General features: G+C 58.2%; 16 protein-coding genes. 5 read left to right on the forward strand and 11 right to left on the reverse strand.

What is annotated here, in order from left to right; genetic code table 11:
* Nucleotides 1–336: 336 nt before the first annotated feature.
* Nucleotides 337–2,424 carry a TonB-dependent receptor gene (locus GKC30_RS12595; RefSeq protein ID WP_155935251.1) on the reverse strand — a complete coding sequence of 696 codons (2,088 nt, stop codon included), beginning with the start codon at nucleotides 2,422–2,424 and terminating at the stop codon, nucleotides 337–339.
* 442 nt (nucleotides 2,425–2,866) lie between these two features.
* Between GKC30_RS12595 and GKC30_RS12600 the strand changes: the two genes are divergently transcribed.
* Nucleotides 2,867–4,669 (forward strand): ABC transporter ATP-binding protein, encoded by a 1,803-nt coding sequence (locus tag GKC30_RS12600; protein ID WP_155935253.1) that lies wholly within the window; start codon nucleotides 2,867–2,869, stop codon nucleotides 4,667–4,669.
* Nucleotides 4,663–6,384: an ABC transporter ATP-binding protein gene (locus GKC30_RS12605; protein WP_155935255.1), complete on the forward strand. Its 1,722-nt coding sequence runs from the start codon at nucleotides 4,663–4,665 to the stop codon at nucleotides 6,382–6,384. The genes GKC30_RS12600 and GKC30_RS12605 overlap by 7 nt, the downstream gene beginning before the upstream one ends.
* A gap of 472 nt (nucleotides 6,385–6,856) precedes the next feature.
* On the opposite strand, the gene GKC30_RS15235 is transcribed toward GKC30_RS12605, so the two are convergent.
* The 10 genes from GKC30_RS15235 to tnpA all read right to left on the reverse strand — a co-directional run bounded on the left by GKC30_RS15235 (nucleotide 6,857) and on the right by tnpA (nucleotide 16,882).
* A complete protein-coding gene (locus GKC30_RS15235) occupies nucleotides 6,857–7,861 on the reverse strand; it encodes a helix-turn-helix domain-containing protein (protein WP_155935257.1) in 1,005 nt (334 codons plus the stop codon).
* A gap of 146 nt (nucleotides 7,862–8,007) precedes the next feature.
* The gene (locus GKC30_RS12615) at nucleotides 8,008–9,357 is read right to left on the reverse strand and encodes an ABC transporter permease (RefSeq protein ID WP_196772872.1); all 1,350 of its coding nucleotides are present in this window, start codon (nucleotides 9,355–9,357) and stop codon (nucleotides 8,008–8,010) included.
* Entirely contained in the window at nucleotides 9,354–10,592 is a 1,239-nt protein-coding gene (locus tag GKC30_RS12620) for an ABC transporter permease (protein WP_155935261.1), read from the reverse strand. The genes GKC30_RS12615 and GKC30_RS12620 overlap by 4 nt, the downstream gene beginning before the upstream one ends.
* An 8-nt stretch (nucleotides 10,593–10,600) precedes the next feature.
* Nucleotides 10,601–11,332 (reverse strand): ABC transporter ATP-binding protein, encoded by a 732-nt coding sequence (locus GKC30_RS12625; RefSeq protein ID WP_231117166.1) that lies wholly within the window; start codon nucleotides 11,330–11,332, stop codon nucleotides 10,601–10,603.
* Complete coding sequence (locus tag GKC30_RS12630) at nucleotides 11,329–12,642, reverse strand: HlyD family secretion protein (RefSeq protein ID WP_196772873.1); 1,314 nt, start codon at nucleotides 12,640–12,642, stop codon at nucleotides 11,329–11,331. The genes GKC30_RS12625 and GKC30_RS12630 overlap by 4 nt, the downstream gene beginning before the upstream one ends.
* A gap of 61 nt (nucleotides 12,643–12,703) precedes the next feature.
* Nucleotides 12,704–14,110: an MATE family efflux transporter gene (locus GKC30_RS12635; RefSeq protein ID WP_196772874.1), complete on the reverse strand. Its 1,407-nt coding sequence runs from the start codon at nucleotides 14,108–14,110 to the stop codon at nucleotides 12,704–12,706.
* Nucleotides 14,111–14,379: 269 nt separating this feature from the next.
* On the reverse strand, nucleotides 14,380–14,544 hold the full coding sequence (locus GKC30_RS12640) for a hypothetical protein (RefSeq protein ID WP_196772875.1): 165 nt from the start codon (nucleotides 14,542–14,544) through the stop codon (nucleotides 14,380–14,382).
* A gap of 525 nt (nucleotides 14,545–15,069) precedes the next feature.
* A complete protein-coding gene (locus GKC30_RS12645; RefSeq protein WP_196772876.1) occupies nucleotides 15,070–16,098 on the reverse strand; it encodes a helix-turn-helix transcriptional regulator in 1,029 nt (342 codons plus the stop codon).
* 347 nt (nucleotides 16,099–16,445) lie between these two features.
* Entirely contained in the window at nucleotides 16,446–16,589 is a 144-nt protein-coding gene (tnpB, locus tag GKC30_RS12650; RefSeq protein WP_155935273.1) for an IS66 family insertion sequence element accessory protein TnpB, read from the reverse strand.
* Entirely contained in the window at nucleotides 16,586–16,882 is a 297-nt protein-coding gene (gene tnpA, locus GKC30_RS12655; RefSeq protein ID WP_155935275.1) for an IS66 family insertion sequence element accessory protein TnpA, read from the reverse strand. Before tnpA ends, tnpB begins: the two co-directional genes overlap by 4 nt.
* Nucleotides 16,883–16,952: 70 nt before the next feature.
* Here tnpA and GKC30_RS12660 point away from each other — a divergent pair, with 70 nt between their 5' ends.
* The 3 genes from GKC30_RS12660 (at nucleotide 16,953) to GKC30_RS12670 (ending at nucleotide 21,555) form a co-directional block, all read left to right on the forward strand.
* A complete protein-coding gene (locus GKC30_RS12660) occupies nucleotides 16,953–17,294 on the forward strand; it encodes a helix-turn-helix domain-containing protein (RefSeq protein ID WP_155935277.1) in 342 nt (113 codons plus the stop codon).
* 8 nt (nucleotides 17,295–17,302) lie between these two features.
* Nucleotides 17,303–18,565, forward strand: coding sequence for a type II toxin-antitoxin system HipA family toxin (locus GKC30_RS12665; protein WP_155935279.1), 1,263 nt, complete (start codon nucleotides 17,303–17,305; stop codon nucleotides 18,563–18,565).
* A 215-nt stretch (nucleotides 18,566–18,780) separates the two neighbouring features.
* A complete protein-coding gene (locus GKC30_RS12670; RefSeq protein WP_155935281.1) occupies nucleotides 18,781–21,555 on the forward strand; it encodes a PAS domain S-box protein in 2,775 nt (924 codons plus the stop codon).

Genomic DNA, 21,555 nt, shown 5'->3' on the forward strand with positions numbered 1-21,555 from the left:
GATACTTGCAGTCCCACCGAGTGTGACATAGGCTTGAATTGCACTTCATTTAAAGCCTCTCCTGTGCTCACTCTGAGCAGCTCACCAGGGGAGGCTTTAAACTATTCCCGCAAAAGTCAAACTTTACTGGTCCCCCAGCAAAGCTGGGGGGTTTCTCATCGGACTAATGATTCCTCGTCAGCAACAGCAACGACAACTGCGGACAATCGCCCGCAGTTGTCTTGGTATCATTGTTTTTGCCGAGGGCGTCATCGCGCCATGGATCAAGTCACACAAGGTGCGCCATGAACCGATTCAACGGTGATGCCACTTGGCATCAGCCCCTTTCTCGCCCCCCTAGAATCGGTAGGCGAACTCGAAGCCGTAAGTTCCAGGGTCCGCAGTAAAGGCCAGCTTGTTTCCGGTGCTGAAGTAGCCAAGATACCTGGCGCCCAGAATGTTTTTGCCGTACACATAGACATCAAACGACTCGGACTCCCAACCGACGCGCGCGTCAACGGTGGTTACCGGGTCCCGCTTGTATGTATTGGCCCCATCCCAGTAGATAGAACTCACATAATTGACATCACCCCGAGCGAAAAATCCCGAAGCGCCTCTGTATTGCAAGCCAACCCTGCCTGTATACTCGGGAGACATAACCATACGCTTGCCAACCCCGGATGTTCCCCCGGAGGAAGAGTCGTACTTATCGTACTTGGCCTTGGTATAGCCCATGTTGGCGTCGGCCTGAATCTCAGGGGTGACAAGATACACCATGTCCAATTCGACTCCATAGGCCGTGGCCTCTTTGCCTGGGTTGGACGCAGAGAATCCAACTCCATTCCAGAGCAACTCCTGAACATCATAATATTTTGAGTAAAATACGACAGGGTTGATGCGCAGCGTATCATCAAGCCACTGCGTCTTTGCACCCATCTCATAGTTCCACGCCGTCTGAGTATCGTACTTGACCTTCTCCGTTGGCGAAAATGGCAGATAGTTGAATCCGCCAGGAATCGCGCTGCGACTCACTCCGGCGTAAAGCATCTTGTCGTCATCAATGTCATAACTGAGATTGATCCGGGGAAGGAGCTCCGACCACGTTCCCTCTGGTTTGATGTGGACATCAACGCCCATGGCCGCTATTTCGTGGTTGAGTCTCGCTTCTCTATGAAGCGTGAACCATCGAAGTCCTGCGGTCAGGGTCCACGCATCGGCAAAAGGGTATTGCACTTGACCAAAGGGCGCCACCTCAGTCGAGTATATTCTCGCAGTCCCTTCTTCATACGCGAAGCCCATGTCAAAATACCCATCATACATGTGCCAGTCGGTATAGCTTCCGTAAATACCTGTGAGCCAGCGCAGCCCCTCAGCGTCATCGTTCGAGCTGATTCTGAACTCCTGGGTTATTTCCGATCTGTCATTGGCCCTGCCAGACTCACCCATGCCGTTGATTGGTTGATAGTCCACAGTATATTTGTTGTTCTCGAAACGCTGTGTGGTAATCGTGTCAAAAGTGAAATCATCAAGAACAAAGTTTCCATTAAGGGCCAGGTTGAGTGCCTTGGTGTTTTCCTTATCGCTATCGGAAGCAAGGGAATTCATGGTGACAGTGGCTTCTGACACGCCGTATTGCGGACGGTTCATGTCCATTCGTGCGTAATCAAAATGCAGGGCCACATTCGATTTGTCGGAAGGAGTGAACAGCAATTGGCCTTTTGCCCGGTTATTCCATTTGTTTTCCCGCTTTGTATCCCCTTCTGTCCTTAGGTATCCCTTGTCGTACTCATGGGACAAGGTCAGAGAATAGAGCAGACGGTCCTCGACAATCGGCCCGCTGACTGTCCCGCCCGCATCGTACCCGCCACGAATATCCGCTCCGGCAAAAGTCTTGCCAGTTAACTCGTTGCTGGGTTTTTTCGTAATGATGCGAATGATGCCGGCAAAGGCATTCTTCCCGTAGATGACGCCTTGGGCACCTTTCAATATTTCTATGCGTTCAATGTTGGCGAGGTTGACGTCTATTGCCTGGAACGACTCCATTGGCACATCGTCAACATAGAAAACTATGGGGTTGGTTTCGGTGCTTACCGAAGAATGCACACCGCGGTACGTCATAAACGCGGCACCGCCAAGAAACTGCGTCGAAACCACAAGGTTCGGAATCCGCTTGAAGACATCATCAATGGTCTTGATGCCCGCGTCTTCAATATCCTGGGCAGTAATGACGTCCATCGTCATCGGAGTCTTTTGGGCGTCCATTTCCCTTTTTTCGGCTGTCACCTCTACAGTCGGCAACATAAAGTCTTTACTTTGACTTTCTTCATCAGCAGTGGCCTTGCTCGCCAGGAACGGCGCCACCAGAAGCGTTGCAAAGAGCGCGAAGCTGACGAATAGAACTTTTGATTGCGAAATTGACATGATAACCTCGGTTAATTTGAGCATCGCATGAAATTGATTTTCAACTTCGCTAGTCCGCAGCTCGCATTTGGACTACCCGGTTTCGTTTCGAAAATATCCAGTTTAGCTCAAAAGTCGGAATTCCCGAGCAATATGCGCAACGGCGCATCATATCAAAAACAAATACAAAAAATTTCAATACAGCCACCCTTGGACGACAAAACCTTGCCAAACCTCACGTGCGGCGAGGCATGAGCTGTATCCTCCTACTGGAGTGAGCAAATTCTGACAGCCGGGCGATCGCCTTTGGTTCCGGACAGGGTCAGTTGGTTTGGATCATTTTTTAATCGAATTCGAAAAGCATGCCCTGAGGAGTTGCCGTATGCTCGCAAATCTTCAACAGGCAGAAGCTGCTTCCAGCACTGGCAGGGGCTGAGTGCACCCCCGGCAGGTAGAAGACCAAACAAAAAGACATCAGGGAGCGAGGATGAAGGCCTTAGCGACTGTAAGAAAGATTCTCTCCAACGATAGACATGCGACCAGACTCCTTGTCAGAGCGCTGGTCTGCGCCTCCCTGGGCTCACTGATGCTGCCAATTCCCATCGTTGTGATATGGAAGATGTTCACCCTGTTTCATGCAGGTGAAACCGCCCAGTCCTTCCTTGGACTGGGAGGGGTGGCCTTTGCAGCCATCGTCGCCTATTCGGTTCTCACCGTTGGGGCCTCGGCCAATGCCCACAGGGCGGCGTTCGGCCTCTCCACCACCATAAGCACAGCTCTCGTCGAGCACATCGGCCGCGTCCCGCTGCACTGGCTGGCCAACATCAGCAACGGCGAGCTGAAGAAAAGGATGAGCCACGATGTCAACCAGATCGAGAACTTCATAGCACACAACCTGACCGACCTTGTGGCTGCCGTGACCCTCCCCTCGGTCACGATACCCATCCTTTTTTTCGTCAACTGGCAGTTGGCCCTCATCATGCTGCTCATCATCGTGGCGGCAAGTTTCGTTCAGTTTCGCGCCATGACGGCCATGCACAAGAGCAACCTGATGCAGGAATATTTCAGCGCCATGGGCACACTCCACGGCGATGCCGTGGAATACGTGCAGGGCATGCCCGACATCAAGATATTCAACAGGTCCGAGGAATCCCTCTCCCGCATGCAGGTCTCAATCAACAGGTTCAAGGAAATACAGACAAAAGGCAGGAAGCTGACCTTGCGCCCGTGGACGATCTTCACCACAGCCCTCTCCATGCCCTTTGCCGTGCTCGCTGTAGCCGGAGCCTATCTGCACAAGTACCACCAACTGCCGTTTGAGGATGTCATCCTCTTCATCGTTCTCGGCGTGGTCACCTTTGTTCCCTTCAAACGCCTGATGCGCTTCGTCACCTTTCTCTGGCGCGCGAGCACCGGCTACTCCAGCGTGAACCAGCTTCTGGCAGTGGACGTGGACCAGGTCGGGGACAGGCACCGCTCCGAAGTGCTGTCCGCAGACCTTGCCGTCAACGGGCTCAATGTCAGCTACGGGGATAAACAGGTGCTGCACGATATCAGCTTCACCGCCAAGGAAGGCACGGTCACGGCCATTGTCGGCCCGAGCGGCGCAGGCAAAAGCACTCTGGCTGCAGCCATAGCAGGTCTTGAACGGATTCAGGGCGGCACGGTCACGGTCGGGGGTATTCCATTGCGCGATTTTGCTCCGGGCGAACTGTCCAAGGTGATGTCGGTCGTCTACCAGAAGCCCTTCGTCTTTTCCGGCACGGTCCGGGAAAACATCTGCCTCGGGTCGGAGAGCTCCTCGGATGAGGCCATGCGCGAAGCGGCCGCAATGGTCCAGTGCGACACGCTCATCAACAGCTTCCCCGATGGATACGAGACACGGATCGGAGCCGGGGGATCGGTCTATCTGAGCGGCGGACAGACGCAGAGGCTGGCCCTTGCCCGCATGGCGCTGCGCAATGCCCCGGTCGTGCTGCTGGATGAGGCGACCGCCTTTGCCGACCCGGAAAGCGAAGCAACCATACAAAAGGGACTCTCCAATTTCCTCTCGGACAAGACGGTCCTGGTCATCGCCCATCGACTGCCGTCAATTGCCAGGGCTGACAATATCCTGGTCCTCGACAACGGCCGGATCGTCGAATCGGGAACTCACGAAACCCTCATGGCAAAGGGCGCACTTTATTCAAGCATGTGGAACGCCTACCACACCGCCCGCAGCTGGATGCTCACGACGGATACCGCCTCGGATATCCCCCATCACAACAATCAAGGACGCCCCGAATGCTGAAGACACTTCGCCTGACCGTGGATTCCGTATCCGCATTCATCGGCCCCACGGCTCTGAGCTTTTTTGCGCAGTTCTCACAGGGATTGGCCTATCTGGCATGCTTCTTCCTCCTTGCCTCGGTGCTGGACGGACAATTCTCCGACATGGAACTCACCCTGTACAGCGCTCTTCTGCTCCTGGCTGTCATCTCATTCTATTGTACCTTCTACGCTTTTTCTTCGCTGTCGCTGAAGCAAGGCTACGCGCTGGCAGCCGCCCTGCGCGACAAGCTGGCCAAACACATGAAAACCCTCCCGCTCGCTTCTTTCAGGAAGCACGACACCGCCACCCTCAGCGGCAACTTTCTCCACGACATGATGGAAACGGAGCTTGTCTACAGCACTTACATCTACGACATCGTCGCCACGGCCAGCATCATCGTGATCTTCGGCGGTGCCTTCCTCGGCGTTGACACCACCCTCGGGCTCGTGGTGCTGGGCACATCCCTCGCGGCATTCCCCGTTCTCCTCTATTCCATTCGCCAGGTCGAGCGCGACTCGAAAACCATGGTGCAAGGCCGCGCCCTGGCGGACAAGACCTTGCTCGAATACCTAAACGGAATAGGGGAGCTGAAGGCCACCGGGATGACCGGGACACGCTTCACTCCGTGGGTAAAGGCCAACGACAGATACAAGACGTTCAACCTCGCGGCGGAGATCAGGTTCGGGAAGCTGGGCTACTGCTATCTGGCCCTTCTCGAATTCTCGTTCGTCATCACGATGCTGGCGGCCGCCTACCTGTACATCGAATCCTCAATCAGTCTGACCGTCTTTCTGTTTTTCATGCTGCTTTGCGGACGATACTACGAACCCATGCTTGAAATCAGCATGCTGCTGTCCGAAGTCCGATATTGCTTTGCCTCGGTCAAACGAATCGCATCCACATTGGACGAAAAGCCCCTCCCCTATGCGCCGGGGTTCGCTGAGCCCAGGTCGCATGAGGTATCCTTTGACAGCGTCCACTTTGCCTACGGAGAAAGAGAGGTCCTGCACGATATTTCCTTCACCATGCCCGAAGGGACCGTGACCGCCCTGGTGGGAGAGTCCGGCAGCGGCAAGACCACGACCGCCAACCTCCTGCTCCGTTTCATGGACGTATGCTCCGGAAGCATCCGAATCGGCGGCACAGACGTTCGGACCTTTGCTCAGGAAGACCTCTACAAACGCTTCAGTGTAGTATTTCAGGACGTCTATCTGTTTAACGACACCATCATGAACAACATCCGCATCGCCAAACCAAGCGCCACAGACGAAGAGGTCATCGAGGCCGCAAAACAATCCTGCTGCCATGAGTTCATCATGGAGCTTGAGCGGCAATACGAAACCTGTGCGGGAGAAAAGGGCGCAAGACTGTCGGGAGGCGAGCGGCAACGCATAGCCATAGCCCGCGCAATTCTGAAGGATGCCCCCCTCCTCATCCTCGATGAGGCTACGGCGTCTGTGGACCCGCAGAACGAATTGCAGATACAGCAGGGGCTGACCAACCTCACCCGGGGGAAAACCTTGCTGGTCATCGCGCACAGGCTTTCAACCATCCAGAAGGCGCACCAGATACTGGTACTTAAAAGCGGCGCTGTCGCCGAAAGAGGAACGCACACAGAACTGCTGGCGCAACAAGGCATTTACGACAATTTGTGGAAGCAGCAAAACGAGCTTCGCTCATGGACACTTACCTGAGGCCGCCTTTCGCCCAGGGCGTCCGGCCCTAATCCCGGTCGCCTCATGCCGTGCCTCAAGGCAAAAGGCGCTCAATGGCGACATCGAAAAGGAGGAAGCGTGAAACAACTCATCGACTCAATGGGCGCTGCCCCAATGCCTGCGAATAGATGGATAACTCTGCCCGGGCGCAATGAGACAAAACTGCCACGCATCTACTGCTTTGCCAATGCAGGCGGCAACGCATGGGCGAAACCCTTATTTGAGTTTTCCAGGCCATGCAGCCCATGGCCGACCGATTCAAGACCAATAAGCATGCAGCCATACAGGCTCAGTTTTCGACGAGGCTAGCCCCGAACCACATCACCAAAGAGGAAGGGGTCTGTGCATCAGCCTTGCGCGCTATGAACAATAATCAAAATTAACAAGGGTGGCCTGCATGGCGATCACATCCATCCTGTCGCCTCTCGCCTTGGTGCGCCCTCCTCCCGGCTCAGGTGCGCCCCTTGGTTCTCAGGCGTGAAACGGCTTTAGGGGTTATCCCAAAATGTTTTTTGAACGCTGTGATGAAATGACTGGCATTGGAATAGCCCACTGCGAAGGTGCATTCGCTCACGTTGAGTTGCCGCTGCACCAGCACCGAGTAGGCATATGACATCTTGCACTGCTGAATGTACTGGGCTATCGAGATGGCATAGAGAGCCTTGAAAGCCTTGTTCGCCTTTGACAGGCTCATTCCGATCCCGGCGCAGAGATCAGCCACGGAACGGACGGAGCTGAAATCCTTCTCGATGGCCGACTTGAGTTCTGCCATGCGATGCCTGTCCGACTCACACAGCAAGACGGCAGGATGAGCCCCGACCTCGGCCATGTTGTGAAATAGCTTGGCAAACAGATCAAGGACCGTGCAGCGAAACCGAAGCAGGTCGCTCAAGCCCTCTCTTTGTATATCCAGTATGGATCTGGCGGTCGCGATCACATCCGGCCTTGCTATACCGGAAGCGGTATTCATGCCTCCGGGCTTTTCCTTCATGACCTTGCGCAGGCTGTTGTGCACATCACAACTCATCCCACGTCCGAAGTACTCCTCCAGCGCTGACTCCTGCGTCACGAATCCGACGAGGCTGCAACCCTTCTGGGGCGGCAAGATCACTTCAATATCCTGCCCGTACCACCTCCCCACGATGAACATGTTCTTCTCCATCGCGAAAGAAGCCCCGGTCTCCCCTTTCAGTGTATATGTGCAGGAACCCTCAAGAAAAATGACGGCAAGAACAACAGCAACGTCGCTATAGACAGTCCTTTTCAGAGATCTGTGCACAGGGGTCATCCCGCAGGCTCCGAAATGAAATCCTGGCAACGGGTTGAAGCACGTTGTGTCCCCACACCCATAATCCGTCAGAGGCTCATCAGAAATTTCATGCAAGGGATGCGGCATGAAAAATAACGGAAAATTCGAAAACGCCTCACGCTTTCCAGATGCCAGGTCAATGCCCACAACAGCCCTCACATTTTGTTGGCTTCACCTCTCATTAGGTTGAAAATGAAACTTAATATCAATTTTGCCCCTTGTAAAGGAGAAAGATATTCTCCTGCAATTACAATACTCAATCCCGTCGACAGAGGAGAATCTCGACCTGACAATTATTCTCTCAAGGCTGCGAGAACCTCCAGCCTGGCGGCCTTCCAGGCGGGATAGCCTCCGGCCAGCAGGCCGCAGATCAGGGAGAGCAGGCAGACGCCGACGGCAAGGGGGATGTTCAGGTATCCCGGAAGCAGACCCAGGGCAGCCACCGCCTGGGTCAGGGCCAGGGCCGCGACTACCCCCAGTGCTCCGCCCGCCCCGGCCATGAGCCCGGCTTCGAAGAGGAATTGCAGCAGGATGAGCCGCTTGGGAGCGCCAACCGCGCGGCGGATGCCTATTTCGGTTTTCCGGGCATGTACCATCAGGATCATGATGGAGAAAATCCCAAGCGACCCCACAAAGAAGGAAATGCCCGCCCCGATGAGACCCAGGGTGGTCATCAGTTCCGTGGCGTTGGTCACCATTTCATCCACCTGTCCGGCAAAGCTCATGCTGAAGTCGTTGCGGGCATCGCGCGTCAGACGGTGCCGTTGCCGCAGGAGCGCCTCAATGGATCGGCTGAGTACGGGAATTGCCTCCCTGCTTCGCATCTCAAGGAAGAGCCCGCTGACATGGTCCTGAGTGGAAAAACGCTGCATGGCGGTGCGCACCGGAACAAAGACCACCTCGTCCATGTTGGCACCCCCGCTGTCCGCCCCCCTCGGAGCCATGATGCCGAGCACGCGGACCGCGCTGCGGTGTATTCGGACATGGGCATCCAGCGCTGCGGCCGGGTCTCCGAAGATGCGCCGGGCAAGGGCGTCGCCAAGGACGCAGACAAGGGACGCAAGCCTCTCCTCCTCGTCATCGAAAAATCGGCCATGGGCCGGGGTTATGGCATGCAGACCGGGATAGTCCGGGGTCACGCCCATGATGGTGCAGCCGCTGGCTTCGCCGCCGTGTGAAATCCAGCCCTCGGAGACGATGAAGGGCACGCCCGCCGTGAAATACGGGATCTCGGTCATGACAACCTCAAGGTCGTCCGGCGTCAGCGTGGCGGCAGGGTCAAGGGGAGCGTATCTATCGTCTTGCCCTGCCAGGGCCGCGTCGCCAGCGGATTCTGTCCCGCTGACAAACCGGACATCCTCCCGGCGGCTGAAGGAGGGCCGCTCCGGCGTGATCGTGGCGATGTGGGAACCCAGGCTGCGCGCCTGCGCTTCCATGCTCAGGGAGATGGCGCCCAGGACGTGCGTGATGCCAACCAGGAGCAGGGCCCCCAGGAAAACCCCCAGCATCGCGAGCAGGGTGCGCAGCGGCTGGATCTTGAGAATGCGCAAGGCGGCCCGCAGACCAAAGCGCATGCCAGCTGCCCCGGACGGCGGGCGCAGGGATGCCGGTTCGCCTGCCTGCCGGGGGAAGGAGGCCCTCATGCCCCCCTCCTCAATGCCTGAACCGCGGGCATGGCCGCAGCGTTTCTGGCCGGGCGCAGGGCAAAGAAAAAGCCGATCCCGCACGCTCCGACAAAGGCCCATACGAATAGTTGCAGGGAAAGGGCAATGATCAGGAATCCGAACCGCTCAAGGATGTGGCTGATGAAAAGTCCGATCACAAGCCCAAGCGCCGCGCCCGCAATGCAGAGCAGCAGCGCCTCAAGCATGATCTGCAACAGGATGCTGAACCGATTGGCGCCAAGGGCCTTTTTCAGCCCGATCTCCTCCTGGCGCTCAGCCACGGAGAGATGAAACAGGTTGGCAAGGACAAATCCGCTGACCAGTATGGCGGCCAGCACCGTGATCCCGAGGAAGAGGACAACGCCGCCCTTGAGGATGGAGATGAACTGCAGCACATCGCCTGCCGTGTAGAGAATGAAGTCATCCACCTGGGTATCGCTCAGGCCGTGTGACTCGCGCAGCACGCTACGCACCGACTCCACACGCGACGGCATGGCCGATTCCGGGGTATGGGCCGGAAAGGTCACGCGGAGTTGAAAGAGGTGCTCGTGAGAAATGTTGAATCGTCCGGCCATGGTGGTGATGGGAACAGTGATGCGATTATCGACCTGCACTCCGTCGGAGGCCATGCCAAGGGGAGCATGCACGCCTTTGACCGTGAACGGGATGGAGTCCACCAGGACGGTTTCGCCGATGGGATCCTGGTCGCCGAAAAGCCCTTGCGCGGTGATGTCGCCGAGGAAGCAGACCCGCCTTGCAAGCCTGACATCGTCCACCGTGAAATCAAGCCCCTTGTGCAGCGGCCAGGACCAGTGCAGCCAGTGGTCCTCGCCGCTGCCGCTCAGGGAGTCCGCCACAAGCGTTTTTCCATTGGCCTGGACGATGGCGCCCACCCTGTACAGGTAGGGCGAGACGTGCTCCACATTGGGCAGATGGTCCTCCAAGGCCCGAACGTCGCTCCAGGTCAAGGTCATGGAGGACCGGCCCAGGCGCTGGCCGACGAAATCCGCCCCAAGCACGTTGACCGCCGTGGGGCCGAACATGACTGCCAGCTCATCGGCCTTGCGCTCGGCTCCCTCCATGGTGGCCACGATGATGGTCAGGGCCGTGATCGCAAGGGCAACCGCCGAAACGATGAGCACGCTCCGAAGCCTGAACCGCCACAGGGAGGAAATGGCCAGTTGCAGGGTGCGATATGCCAGGATAGGACGCATCCGCCCCGCTACCCCTGAACCGAAGCGCAGCCGGAGGCATCGTTCATGTCATCCGGCACCACAAGGCCGTCGTGAACCCGGATGCACCGCCTGGCGACCTGGGCGGTCTGGGGATCGTGGGTCACGACCACGATGCTGGTTCCCGAGGCGTTGATCTCCTGGAGCAGGGTCAATATCTCGGTGCTGGTGGCTGCGTCGAGCTGGCCGGTGGGCTCGTCAGCCAGGAGGAGGTCCGGGCCGTTGAACAAGGCCCTGGCCAGGGACACCCGTTGCTGTTGTCCCCCCGATAGCTGGGCCGGGGTGTGGTCCGCCCTGTCGGCCAGCCCCACCTGATCAAGCAGGGCCATGGCCCGCTTGCGCATGGAGGGCAGACCCTCGCCGGTATACATCCCGGGCAGCATGACGTTTTCAAGGGCCGATGCCTGGGGCATGAGGTAGAAACTCTGGAAAACGAACCCGATGAAGCGGCTGCGGACCAGGCTGGCCTCTTCGTCATCCAGCCCGGCGACATTGTGGCCGTTGAGATGGTAGGTTCCGGAATCGGGCTGGTCGAGAACGCCCAGAATGTGGAGCAGGGTGGATTTTCCCGACCCGGAGCTGCCCATCAGGGCGAGAAAGTCCCCGCGCTCCAGGGTGAGCGAGATGCCGCGCAGCACCGGAGTCTCCCGATCCGCCTGAACAAAGCTGCGGGTGATGCCGCGCAATTCGGCCAGGGGGGCGATGGGGCGCTCCTGCGTCATGGTGCGGGCTCCCATGCTCTTGGCAGGATGTCGGGCAATTCCGCCCTGGTGACGACAACCTCGCCTTCCTCCAGTCCCTCAAGCACTTCCGTGTTCGTCCGGCCCACCAGCCCGGTGACTGCCTCGCGTGGCCGGGGCTGGCCCTGCGAATCCGTCACCAGCAGGATGCGGCGCGGCCCGACCCATTTGAACGCCGCGTTGGGAACGAGCAGGGCGTTCTTCTTTTCGCCCACCACCATTTCGCAGTGGGCCGTCATCTCCGGTCGAAGCGCCCGGGCCGTGTCCGGCGTCAGGCGGACCAGCGCCCGGTAATAGACGATGTTGTTGCGGATCTCGGGGCCGGGGTGGATGAGGGCCACCTGCCCGGAGAACCATCTGTCAGGATAGGCGCCCACCCGGAAACGGACGGTATCGCCGAGCTTGACTTCGCCGATGTCGTTCTCGTCCACGTAGACGCGAAGCTCCAGGCGGGAAACATCGAGGACCGAGATCAGGTCCGCCACCTGCAACCCGGCCACCACGGTTTCCCCCTCCTGGGCGGTGATGCCACTGACCACCCCGTCGATGGGGCTGACGATGGTCGCATACGAGAGACGAATCAGCGCGGATTCGAGCTCTGCGGCCGCCACATTGATGGAATGCTCCAACCGGGCCCTTTCCAGTCCGTAGCTGGTCGCCAGCTTTTTCCGCGTCGTTTCCTGCACGACCTTGTTCTGCCTGGCCGTGATCCGATCCTTGGACTCCCTGTCCAGTTCCGCCTGGGCCACGCTTTTCGTTTTCGCCAGTTCCTCGATGCGATTGTATGTGACCTCGGCGTGCTCGACTTCGGCCCTGGCCTTGCTCACCCCGGCCACAGCCTCCTGCATCTTGAGCGGCTGCGTTTCATTCAGGAGCGCAAGTTCCATCTGCAATGCCCCCAGCTCCGACTCCAGCTTGCGGCATTCGGCCTCTTGTTCACGCTTGTCCATGACGGCGACGGTCTGGCCTTTGACCACCTCGTCGCCCAACTTCACATGCAGCGTCTCGATCACACCCGTCACGCGGGTGCCGGTTTTGACCTCGGCCCCCTCCTCGGGTTTGATGATGCCGGTGGCGGTGAGCACGCGCTCAAGGTTGCCGCGTGTGACCCGTCCTGTTTCCAGGACCTTGACCTCGTACGCCCCACTGCCGGCCATGCGGAAGCCGACCGCGAGGAAGAGCAGAATCGCCACGCCCGCCGCCAAGAGGACAAGGCGGCGCTGTCGAAGGGCCTGCCAGCGCGAAGCAACCCAGGACAACGTCGTGCCCGCATAGGCTTTCACTTTCATCATCACCTCAAGATCTTGAAGCAGCGCGGTCCAGCGGTGCCATGCCGATTTCCTTTCGCCCGCGTCAGGCATTGCTTTGGGCCGCCACGAGGTTCTCCACCGGCCCGGCCTTGCCCCAGAGCATCACGCGCATCCGCCATCCAAGCGCGGCAGTGGCGATGAAAAGGGCCACCGTGAGGGCGAGCCACCACCCGACAACCCCGAAATTCATCGGGATGGCCAGCCCGAGGGGAAGCGGCATGCCCGCAAGAACGTAGCCAAGCGGGATGCCGATGCCCCAATAGGCTATCGTCGTGTACAGGAAGGGAACCGAGACATCGCCGACCCCGCGCAGAACGCCGTTGAGGCAGACCTGCATGGAATCCGCGATCTGGAAGAAGGCGGCCACGTAAAGAATGGAAACGGCCAGCGGGATGACAAGAGCGTCACTTGTGAAGAGCGAGGCCAGTTCCTGGGCCTTGAAGATCATACCCGCCATCAGCAGGCAGCCGATCAGGGCGCTTAAGGACACGATGCCCGAAACGGCATGGCGCAGCTTCTCCTTGTCGCCGCCACCGAAGAGGTTGCCCACCCGGATGCAGGCGGCGCTTGAGAAGGCGGCGGCCATGCTGAAGAACAGGATCATGCAGTTGAAGGCAATCTGATGGGCCGCAGCCGCCACCGCACCCTCCTGGCTGATGAACATGACCATGACCGAAAAAATAAGGAACTCGGAAGTGAAGCACAGACCGATGGGCACCCCTTTCTTGGTGATTTCAAGGATGGAAGAAAAGTTGGGATGGTGCAGACGGCCAAAGAGGCGTTGTTTGGAGAACCGGGGTGCAAGGCTCACGTAGCCCACAAGCATGAGCAGGAAGGCCGTGTATTCGCAAATGGTCGCCAAACCGCACCCGGCGACACCCATGGCGGGCATTCCGAAGTTGCCGAACATGAACATGTAGTTGAATAGAATCTTGAACCCGACCGAAATGACGGCAATGATCGTGACCGGCATGACCGCCTTTTGCCCCTCGCAATAAAACCGCACGGCAAAGACCATGCAGGCCACTGGGATCGACCAGATGACCGCCTTGATGTATCGGCTCGCCGGTTCGGCAATCTCGGCCTCCACGCCGAACAGGGAAATGTTCGACGCGATCAGGTACAGAATCAGCGTGGTCAGGAGTCCCAGCGCCACCCCGAGATACATGCCCTGCTGCGTGGAGGCGTTGACGCTCTCGCTGTCCCCTGCCCCGAAAGCCTGGGAGACGAAAATGAGCAGGCCGTATAGCGTACCGAGGATAAAAGCGAAAAAAGGCACCCAGATGGCCGCCCCGACGGCGATGCTGGCCAGCTCCACGGTGCCCAGCGCTCCGGCCATGGCCGTATCGATGACGCCATTGGCGATGCCTGCGTATTGCGAGATCAGGATAGGCAGGAACAACGGCAGTATTATGGGCGTTTCCCTGCGCAGGGCACTTACGATGGACATGTCTTTCCCCGTCGGTTTCATGTTGTCAGATTTTTGTCCGAACCAATTTGGACTTTGGGCAAAAGTACATGAAACCAGTCATCGATTCTGCGTCCAATTCAGCAAAAAAATGCCCATGTTCGCTCTCCCCGCAAATAAGCCTGGCAAGGGTGCGTGCACACGGCCCGATGTGCCCCCCTTCGCAGGCACAAGAGAACGAGAGGCCAGCATGGCCATTCCCATGTGGCGCCGTGCGATAGTCATGAGTCCGCGAGGAGGAACGTGTCCGGCTATAAGGCGCCTTGCTGCTGCGCCTTCATGGTGAGGGCCGACTCTATAATGAGGTCCTCCTGGGTTCCGATGGGCTTGTACTTGAAAAGTTCCTTGCAAAGCTCAATGGGGTCCAGCTGAAACTCGCCCGCCACCTTCTTGATGTGCGCTGGCGAGCCCGGCATCCCGGCACATGGATTCGAAGCAGTGCAGGAAGTTCTCAGGAGCCGATTGGGCATCAAGCACAGCAAGTTTTTTCACGTTGCACCTCTCAAGGCCGCACACCCCATGGGCTTGCCCTCATTATCCGAATCAGAACGGGCTCACATTGCGATACCGTCCCCTGCATTCCCCCCCCCCCTGCGAGATGGGAAGCAAGCGGATAAAACACAACAGAAAGTCCGGGACATGACTGCCCGAGACATGCCATAAATTATCCGAAATCAATTTTCATTCTCAATATGTCGCCAGCTTGAACAGGGCGTCCCGGCAACGGCAACAGGCCCCCTCGGGGCAAAGCTGACCTTATGCGTCAACTCGGGGTCAGGGGCATGGAACCTGAAGTGCGCCTTTTGCGCACTGAAAAGGCAGAAATTCGGTCGATGAAAAAACCTTTGATGCGATTTCGACGAGAACCAAGGCCTCGCGGAAATATCTACTGCGGTCCATAAGGGCATTCTCGGCCAAGCCGGTGGCTTGGCTTGCCTGGCCTATACCCTGGCGCAGTTCTCCATGCCTTGAGTCAGAGGGACGTGAAGTCTGGTGACGGCCTTTGGCGTCAGGTTGTACGTTCTTTTAAACGACGTGATGAAATGGCTGATGTTGGAGTATCCAACTTCCATGGCGCATTCGGTCACATTGCACTCCCTGGCCACAAGTCTCGAATACGCATATGCCATTTTGCACCCGTGGATGTACTGGGCAATGGTGACACCATACTGGGACTTGAACAGATTATTGGCTTTGGAAAGGCTCATGCCGAATCGGGAATGCACGTCCCTGACCGTATCGACCTCCAAGAAGTTGGTATCGATGTATTCTTTCAATGCAGCTATTCGCTCCACGTCTGTCTGATTGGGCGGGTACGAGGCCAAGTTCGTCCCAAGGTGCGAAATAGCGTCCACGAGCTTGACAAAGCAATTCAGAGCGCCCCCACGCAAGGCCAGCAAGTCTGCAACCGAACCGTTCTGAATATCCACGATCGCCTTCTGGACATGGAGGACAGTATCTGAAAGGGCAGGACCGGCGACGATGTTTGCAGCATTGCCTTTCTTCCGTATGAGATCGCGAATCTGCTTGCTTGCCGCCTTGCCGAAGTATGCCTCCAGGACAGTTTGGGACACCAGGAATCCGATGTGGCTATAGGACTCCTGCTTGGGGTAAATTGTTCGCACCTCGGCGTCCTCCCAGCACCCGGCAATGACCATGTTCTTGCATAGAGAAACCGAGAACTCTTCCTTCCCTGCCACCGTGTATTTCGCCGAACCGTCGAGCACAAGCATCACCGCGAACGCATGCTCGTCAAAATACACACTTTGCAGCAGCGGGGATTCCACCCTCATTGGCCCGCACGAGCCAAAGAAAAATCCAGGAAGAGGTGCAAATAGCACCCCGCTGCCCTCCAGCACTTCACTTTTTTCGGACAGCCTCCCCATATTCTCGTTCAAGGCATTGGAATCGGCCATGCCCTGCAGCTCTGAAAAAGTTTTGCACTGATCGGTATTCACAATAGTCGTCATCGTATCCTCGCACTGCTGTAACATGCTACCATGCCATGGCCTTCTTGCCGCTACCGCCTCAACTGCCGCGAGCACATAATTCTTCCCCTCGGCACAGACTCCGGCTCAATACGTACATGCCATGGCGAGCATGGCAGATCGGAAACCGTTTGAAATATCAAGTCGCTTCATAGCCTCATGGGTATTTAAACTCAATGAACCTGATTGTCAAAATCAACAGCATTCTTCCTCGCCCCAAACTACTCGGTTCCATTCAAAAAATAGCCCATTCGTAGTCGCTCTATGAACCGAAGCAGAAAACGCTGCCAGGGGAAAACCACACTTCTGATCTTTGGCATAATGATTTGTCAGCCCGTCTTGCGAAGGTGGCCGGAAAAGGCGTCGTGGCCGAGACGGTCGGCGACCATCAGAGAGAGGCCGTTGATTGCCTTGCGCATGTCGGTGGAGCCAAGCACCAGCCAGACCCGGGTCTGCGAGCCCAGAAGGTTCATGCCAATCGCCCCAGCACCAGGAGAATCTTCTCCAGCGCTCCGGGGTGGAAGTCGTCGGGAATCTCCAGGCGAACGCCGTGCCAGGCATGGACGATGATCGGCTGATGCCCGGTTTTTGGCTCAAACGCATGGGGCATCGGCACGGCAACGACAGCCTGGACGCCGCTGGCACCCTGCTTCTGCTCAAGCCGCCGCTTCCAATAGCCAAACAATCTGCTGGAAAACCCGGCCTGCCTGCTGAACTCAGCTTGGCTCAACCCGTGGCTCGTCCGCTCCACTTTCAGCTTGCGCAAGCCATAAAACTAACATAAACATTAGTAAAAGCCTATTTGGCGAATGTATATATTAGCAATCGAGGTCCACATGGGAAACACATCACTCGCAAGCAAGGCATTGTCCATCGACGCCGCCAGGACGTTGAAACAGCTGGGTGCTGACATCAAGGAGGCGCGCGTGCGCCGGGGGATGACGCAGGTCGAGCTGGCCACACGGGCATCGACCAGCCATGCCACGTTGATCCGGTTGGAGCGCGGCGAGCCGTCTGTGGGCCTCGGCATCCTGGTGCAGGTGCTGGACGTGCTGGGCCTGGTGGAAGGGCTCGCCAGGGTGGCCGACCCGGACACGGACGAGGTGGGGAAGTCTCTCCAGCAGATGAAAAGCCCGAAACGGGTCCGCGCCAGGAAGCGTGACGACCTTGACTTCTAGGAGGCACCATGGCCACGGACAAGACCTACGTCTATCTCCACCTCGGCGGCGAGTTCGTCCCGGCAGGGCTGCTGACCATGCACCAGGATGGCCGGGAGGTGGTCTCCACCTTCGCCTATGGCCGCCGCTATCTGGAACGAAAGGATGCCGCGCCGGTTGATCCGCTCCAGTTGCCGCTGGGGCGGAACGAACACCACGCCAAGGGCGTTTTCCGGGCGTTTCAGGACGCCAGCCCGGATGGCTGGGGCCGCCATCTGCTGGATCGGGCTGCGGAACGGGACGGGGTTGTCCCCTCGGAATTCGACTACCTGACCGTCCTGAACCAGGCGGACCGCATCGGGGCCCTCGCCTTTGGCCCGGACCTGAATGGCCCGCGCCCGGCCACCCCTGCTTGGCGGCCCGAGGAAATCCCCGGCGACCGGCTCGACCTGGGCGAAATGCTCCGGGACGTGGATGCGGTCCTCAATCACGAGGACTTGCCCGCAGGTCAGCGGCGCTTCCTGATCCGAGGCTCGTCCTTGGGCGGCGCACAACCCAAGGCAGCCATCGAGTACGAGGGGCGGCCCTGGATCGCCAAGTTCTCACGCGAGTTGGAACAATGGCCGACCTGCCGCATCGAACTGGCGGCAATGCGGCTGGCCGAGAAGTGCGGCATCCGAGTTCCCGAGTGCCGGGTGGTGGACGTGGGCGGGCGGGACGTCTTCCTGACCGCACGATTCGACCGGGAAGGAGACCCGCCCATGCGCCGTCATTTCCTGTCGGCCATGACGCTCACCGGGGCAGACAGCCTGACAGACGGCACATACGGCGATATCGCCCTGGCCATCCGCCGTTTCGGGGTGGCGGACCACCTCAAGGCGGACCTTGGGGAGCTGTTCCGCCGCATGGTCTTCAACATCCTGTGCAACAACTGGGACGACCATCTCAAGAACCACGGTTTCCTGTATGATCCGGCAAGCGGCAAATGGCGACTCTCGCCCGCATACGACATAGTGCCCCAACCCCGGCGCGACGGCGACGACGCCAGCCGCCTGACCCTGGGCATCGGCAAACAGGGCCGGGTCGCCACCCTCGACAACGCGTTGTCACGGTGCGCCGATTTCGACCTCGATTTGCCCAAAGCCCGTGAGATATCCCACGGCATGGCGGCATTGGTGCGCGCAACCTGGCGGGAGCAGAACGATCGGGCGGGTGTGCCGGAGATGAAAAGTCGGTTGATCGAGGAGGCGTACCGGGACGCCATTTCAGGGCGCGAAGAGGATCTACCTTAATGGTCTGTCCAACGATATAACGCGAGCAGAGCCTGCCAATGACAAGTGCGGCATTGAAATGCCTGCCTCGATAGAGTAGAATAAGCATGGCAGAATATGTTCTCATGGCAAACATTCCTGCTTCACATTGTTTGGTTTTTTGTCTGCCTGGAGTGTCTCGCATTGAGCGTCGTCTCAACGAGGGATCTGTCGACTGAGGAGTTTTCACAACTTTGATGAAGAAGACGGTTCTTTCCTTCGCCCGAAAAACACTGACACTGACTGTGCCGGTGGTGGCTGTCTTTGCGCTTGTGCTTGGTATAACCGGAATCGCTCTTTACGACTATGGGGAGCGGCTTCTGGGGGAACCCCAATCGAGGCAGATCGAGGTGGAGGCGGCGCTCATCGCGTCCCGCCTGGAAGAGGCCGCCTCGGACATGCGTTTTCTGGCGCATAGCCACACCATGAACACCTGGCTGAATAACCCCACCTTCGATCAGTTGGAGTTGCTGGGTTTCGACTTCCTGCACCTGGTCCGAGACAAGGACCTGCTGCTTCAGGTCCGACTTCTCGGGATCAACGGGGATGAATTGATCCGGGCCGAGGTGGACGCGGCAGAGCGTGCTTTTTTGCGGCCAGTCCAAGATCTGCAGAACAAGGCGGGACGGACTTACTTTGGCTTGGCCATGGAACTGCCCCATGGCGCCCTCCATGTGTCCCGGTTTGACCTGAATATGGAAAACGGTCTCGTTGAGCGACCTTTTCGCCCCACAGTGCGTCTGTCCATGCCGCTTTTCGACGACGAGAACATCCGTCGTGGTGTACTGGTATTCAATCTGCGCGGGGCAGCCATCCTTGATTGGCTGAGTGAAATTTCCGGCCAAGAAGGCTGGCAATTTTTGGTGACCAATGACCAAGGGTATTGGTTGAAGGGGCCTGCCCCGGATCAGGAGTGGGGATTCATGCTCCCCCAAAGAGCATCTGAAAACATGGGCAACGCCTACCCGGATGCCTGGGAATCAATCAGCTGGAGTGAGTCGGGACGCATAGCCACCGAGGAAGGACTCTTTATTTTCACCAGCATCCTCCCCTCGCGGGCGATGCTTGGAATGAGGTCTCCACACCGGGGCTCCGCCGAACTGTCTGGAGTTGAATCAGGCGACACCCGGTGGGTTCTCGTTGCACATCTGCCACCCGGCGAATTGGCGAGACACACCGCTTCGCTGGGGAGTCCTCTCTTCATCTCCTTCGGTGTCGGAAGCATCATTATCATATTGTTCTCGCTACTGTTGGTCCGGGTGCACGAGCGACTGGTAAAAGCCAAAAACCATGAAGAAAACCAGTCCAAAGAGCTCGTGGAAAGCGTCATGAAGATGGGAGAGCTGGTCAAGGCCAACAGGCGTGTCATTTCCCAGCTTCACGAGGCCAACGCAAAGCTCGAAAGCGTGCTGCACGCCGCGACCCAAGTGGCCGTCATTGCCACCGATCCCCACGGGACCATAACCATGTTCAATGCCGGAGCCGAGAACCTGCTGGGCTATCCGGCCAAGGAAATGATCGGCTTGCATACGCCCGAAGCCTTTCACCTGCCCGAGGAAGTGAAGGAGCGTGGCCAAGAGTTGACCGAGGCCCTGGGCCGTGAGGTGGCAGGCTTTGAGGTGTTCGTGGAATCAGCCCGGCAGGGCGGGTTTGAAAGCCGTGAGTGGACCTTTGTGCGCAAAGACGGCTCACGGCTCGACATGGAGCTTGTGGTGACCCCGATCCGCAGTGGGATGACCACGACGGGGTATCTCGGCATCGCCGTGGACGTGACCCAGCGCAACAAGGCGCTTCGGCAGCTCGAATACAACCGGGCCAGACTCGACGGCATCGTGAGCGCTGCCGTGGACGGGATCTTCACTATGGACACCAGAGGATTCATCACCACGGCGAACAAGGCCGGGGCGGCGCTTTTTGGCTACGCGCCAGAAGAGATCGTGGGCCGCAAGGTGAACATGCTCATGGACGAGCCGCATCGAACCGAGCACGATAGGTATCTCGAAAAATACCTGACCAGCGGCGAACCCTCGGTCATCAACGTGGGCGGGCGAGAGGTGCCGGGGTGCCGCCGCGATGGCAGCATCTTTGCGTTGGAACTTGCCGTCAGCGAAGTGCGAACGGAAACCCAGCACTTCTTCACCGGCATCATGCGCGACATTACCGAGCGCAAAAAAGCCGAGAAGGCGTTGATGCAGGCCAACAAAGCCCTTGTCGAGAAACAGCGCATCCTTGACGAAGACATGGCCGCCGCGGCCCAGATTCAACTCAGTCTGCTCCCTAACAAGGCTCCCACGGCACGGGGGTTCTCCATGGACTGGCTCTTCCTGCCCAGCAATCACGTGGGCGGGGATGTCTTCAACATCCTGCCCCTGCCCGGCGGGCGGATCGGACTCTATCTCATTGACGTGAGCGGACACGGCCCGGCAGCGGCCATGGTCACGGTTTCCGTGTCCCAGATCATGCAGCCAGGGTCGGAATTCGTGCAGGACGAAAGGGGCCACCTTGAACCGGATGAGGTCCTGCGCAGGGTGGATCGGGCCATCCCCCTGGATCGTTTCGACCGCTTCTGCACCATGTTCTATATGATTTTCGACCCTGCGGTGCGTACCATTGTCTCCTCCGGTGCAGGCCACCCTCCGCCGATTCTGGCACGACCCGGACATCCCCCCATCCCGCTGTCGGCGGGTGGAACGGTGATAGGTTTGGGCGAGCCGGTGCCGTTCGTCTCGCAGCGAACCGAGGTCCGGAAGGGAGACGTGCTTCTCCTGTACACCGATGGTTGCACCGAGCACGCAAACTCCGCCGGGCAACAGTTCGGTCATACCCGACTGGAAAACGTGCTGACGGCCTCCCTCCATCTGGAACCGGACGCCATTCTGGAGCAACTGCGGCTGGAATTGGAGCGTTTCGGCGAAGGAGCCGAGCCGGAGGACGACATCTCGCTGATCTGCATCAAGTTCAACGACGACTGA

Origin of the sequence: Pseudodesulfovibrio alkaliphilus, from assembly GCF_009729555.1 — a bacterium.
Classification (GTDB): domain Bacteria; phylum Desulfobacterota; class Desulfovibrionia; order Desulfovibrionales; family Desulfovibrionaceae; genus Pseudodesulfovibrio; species Pseudodesulfovibrio alkaliphilus.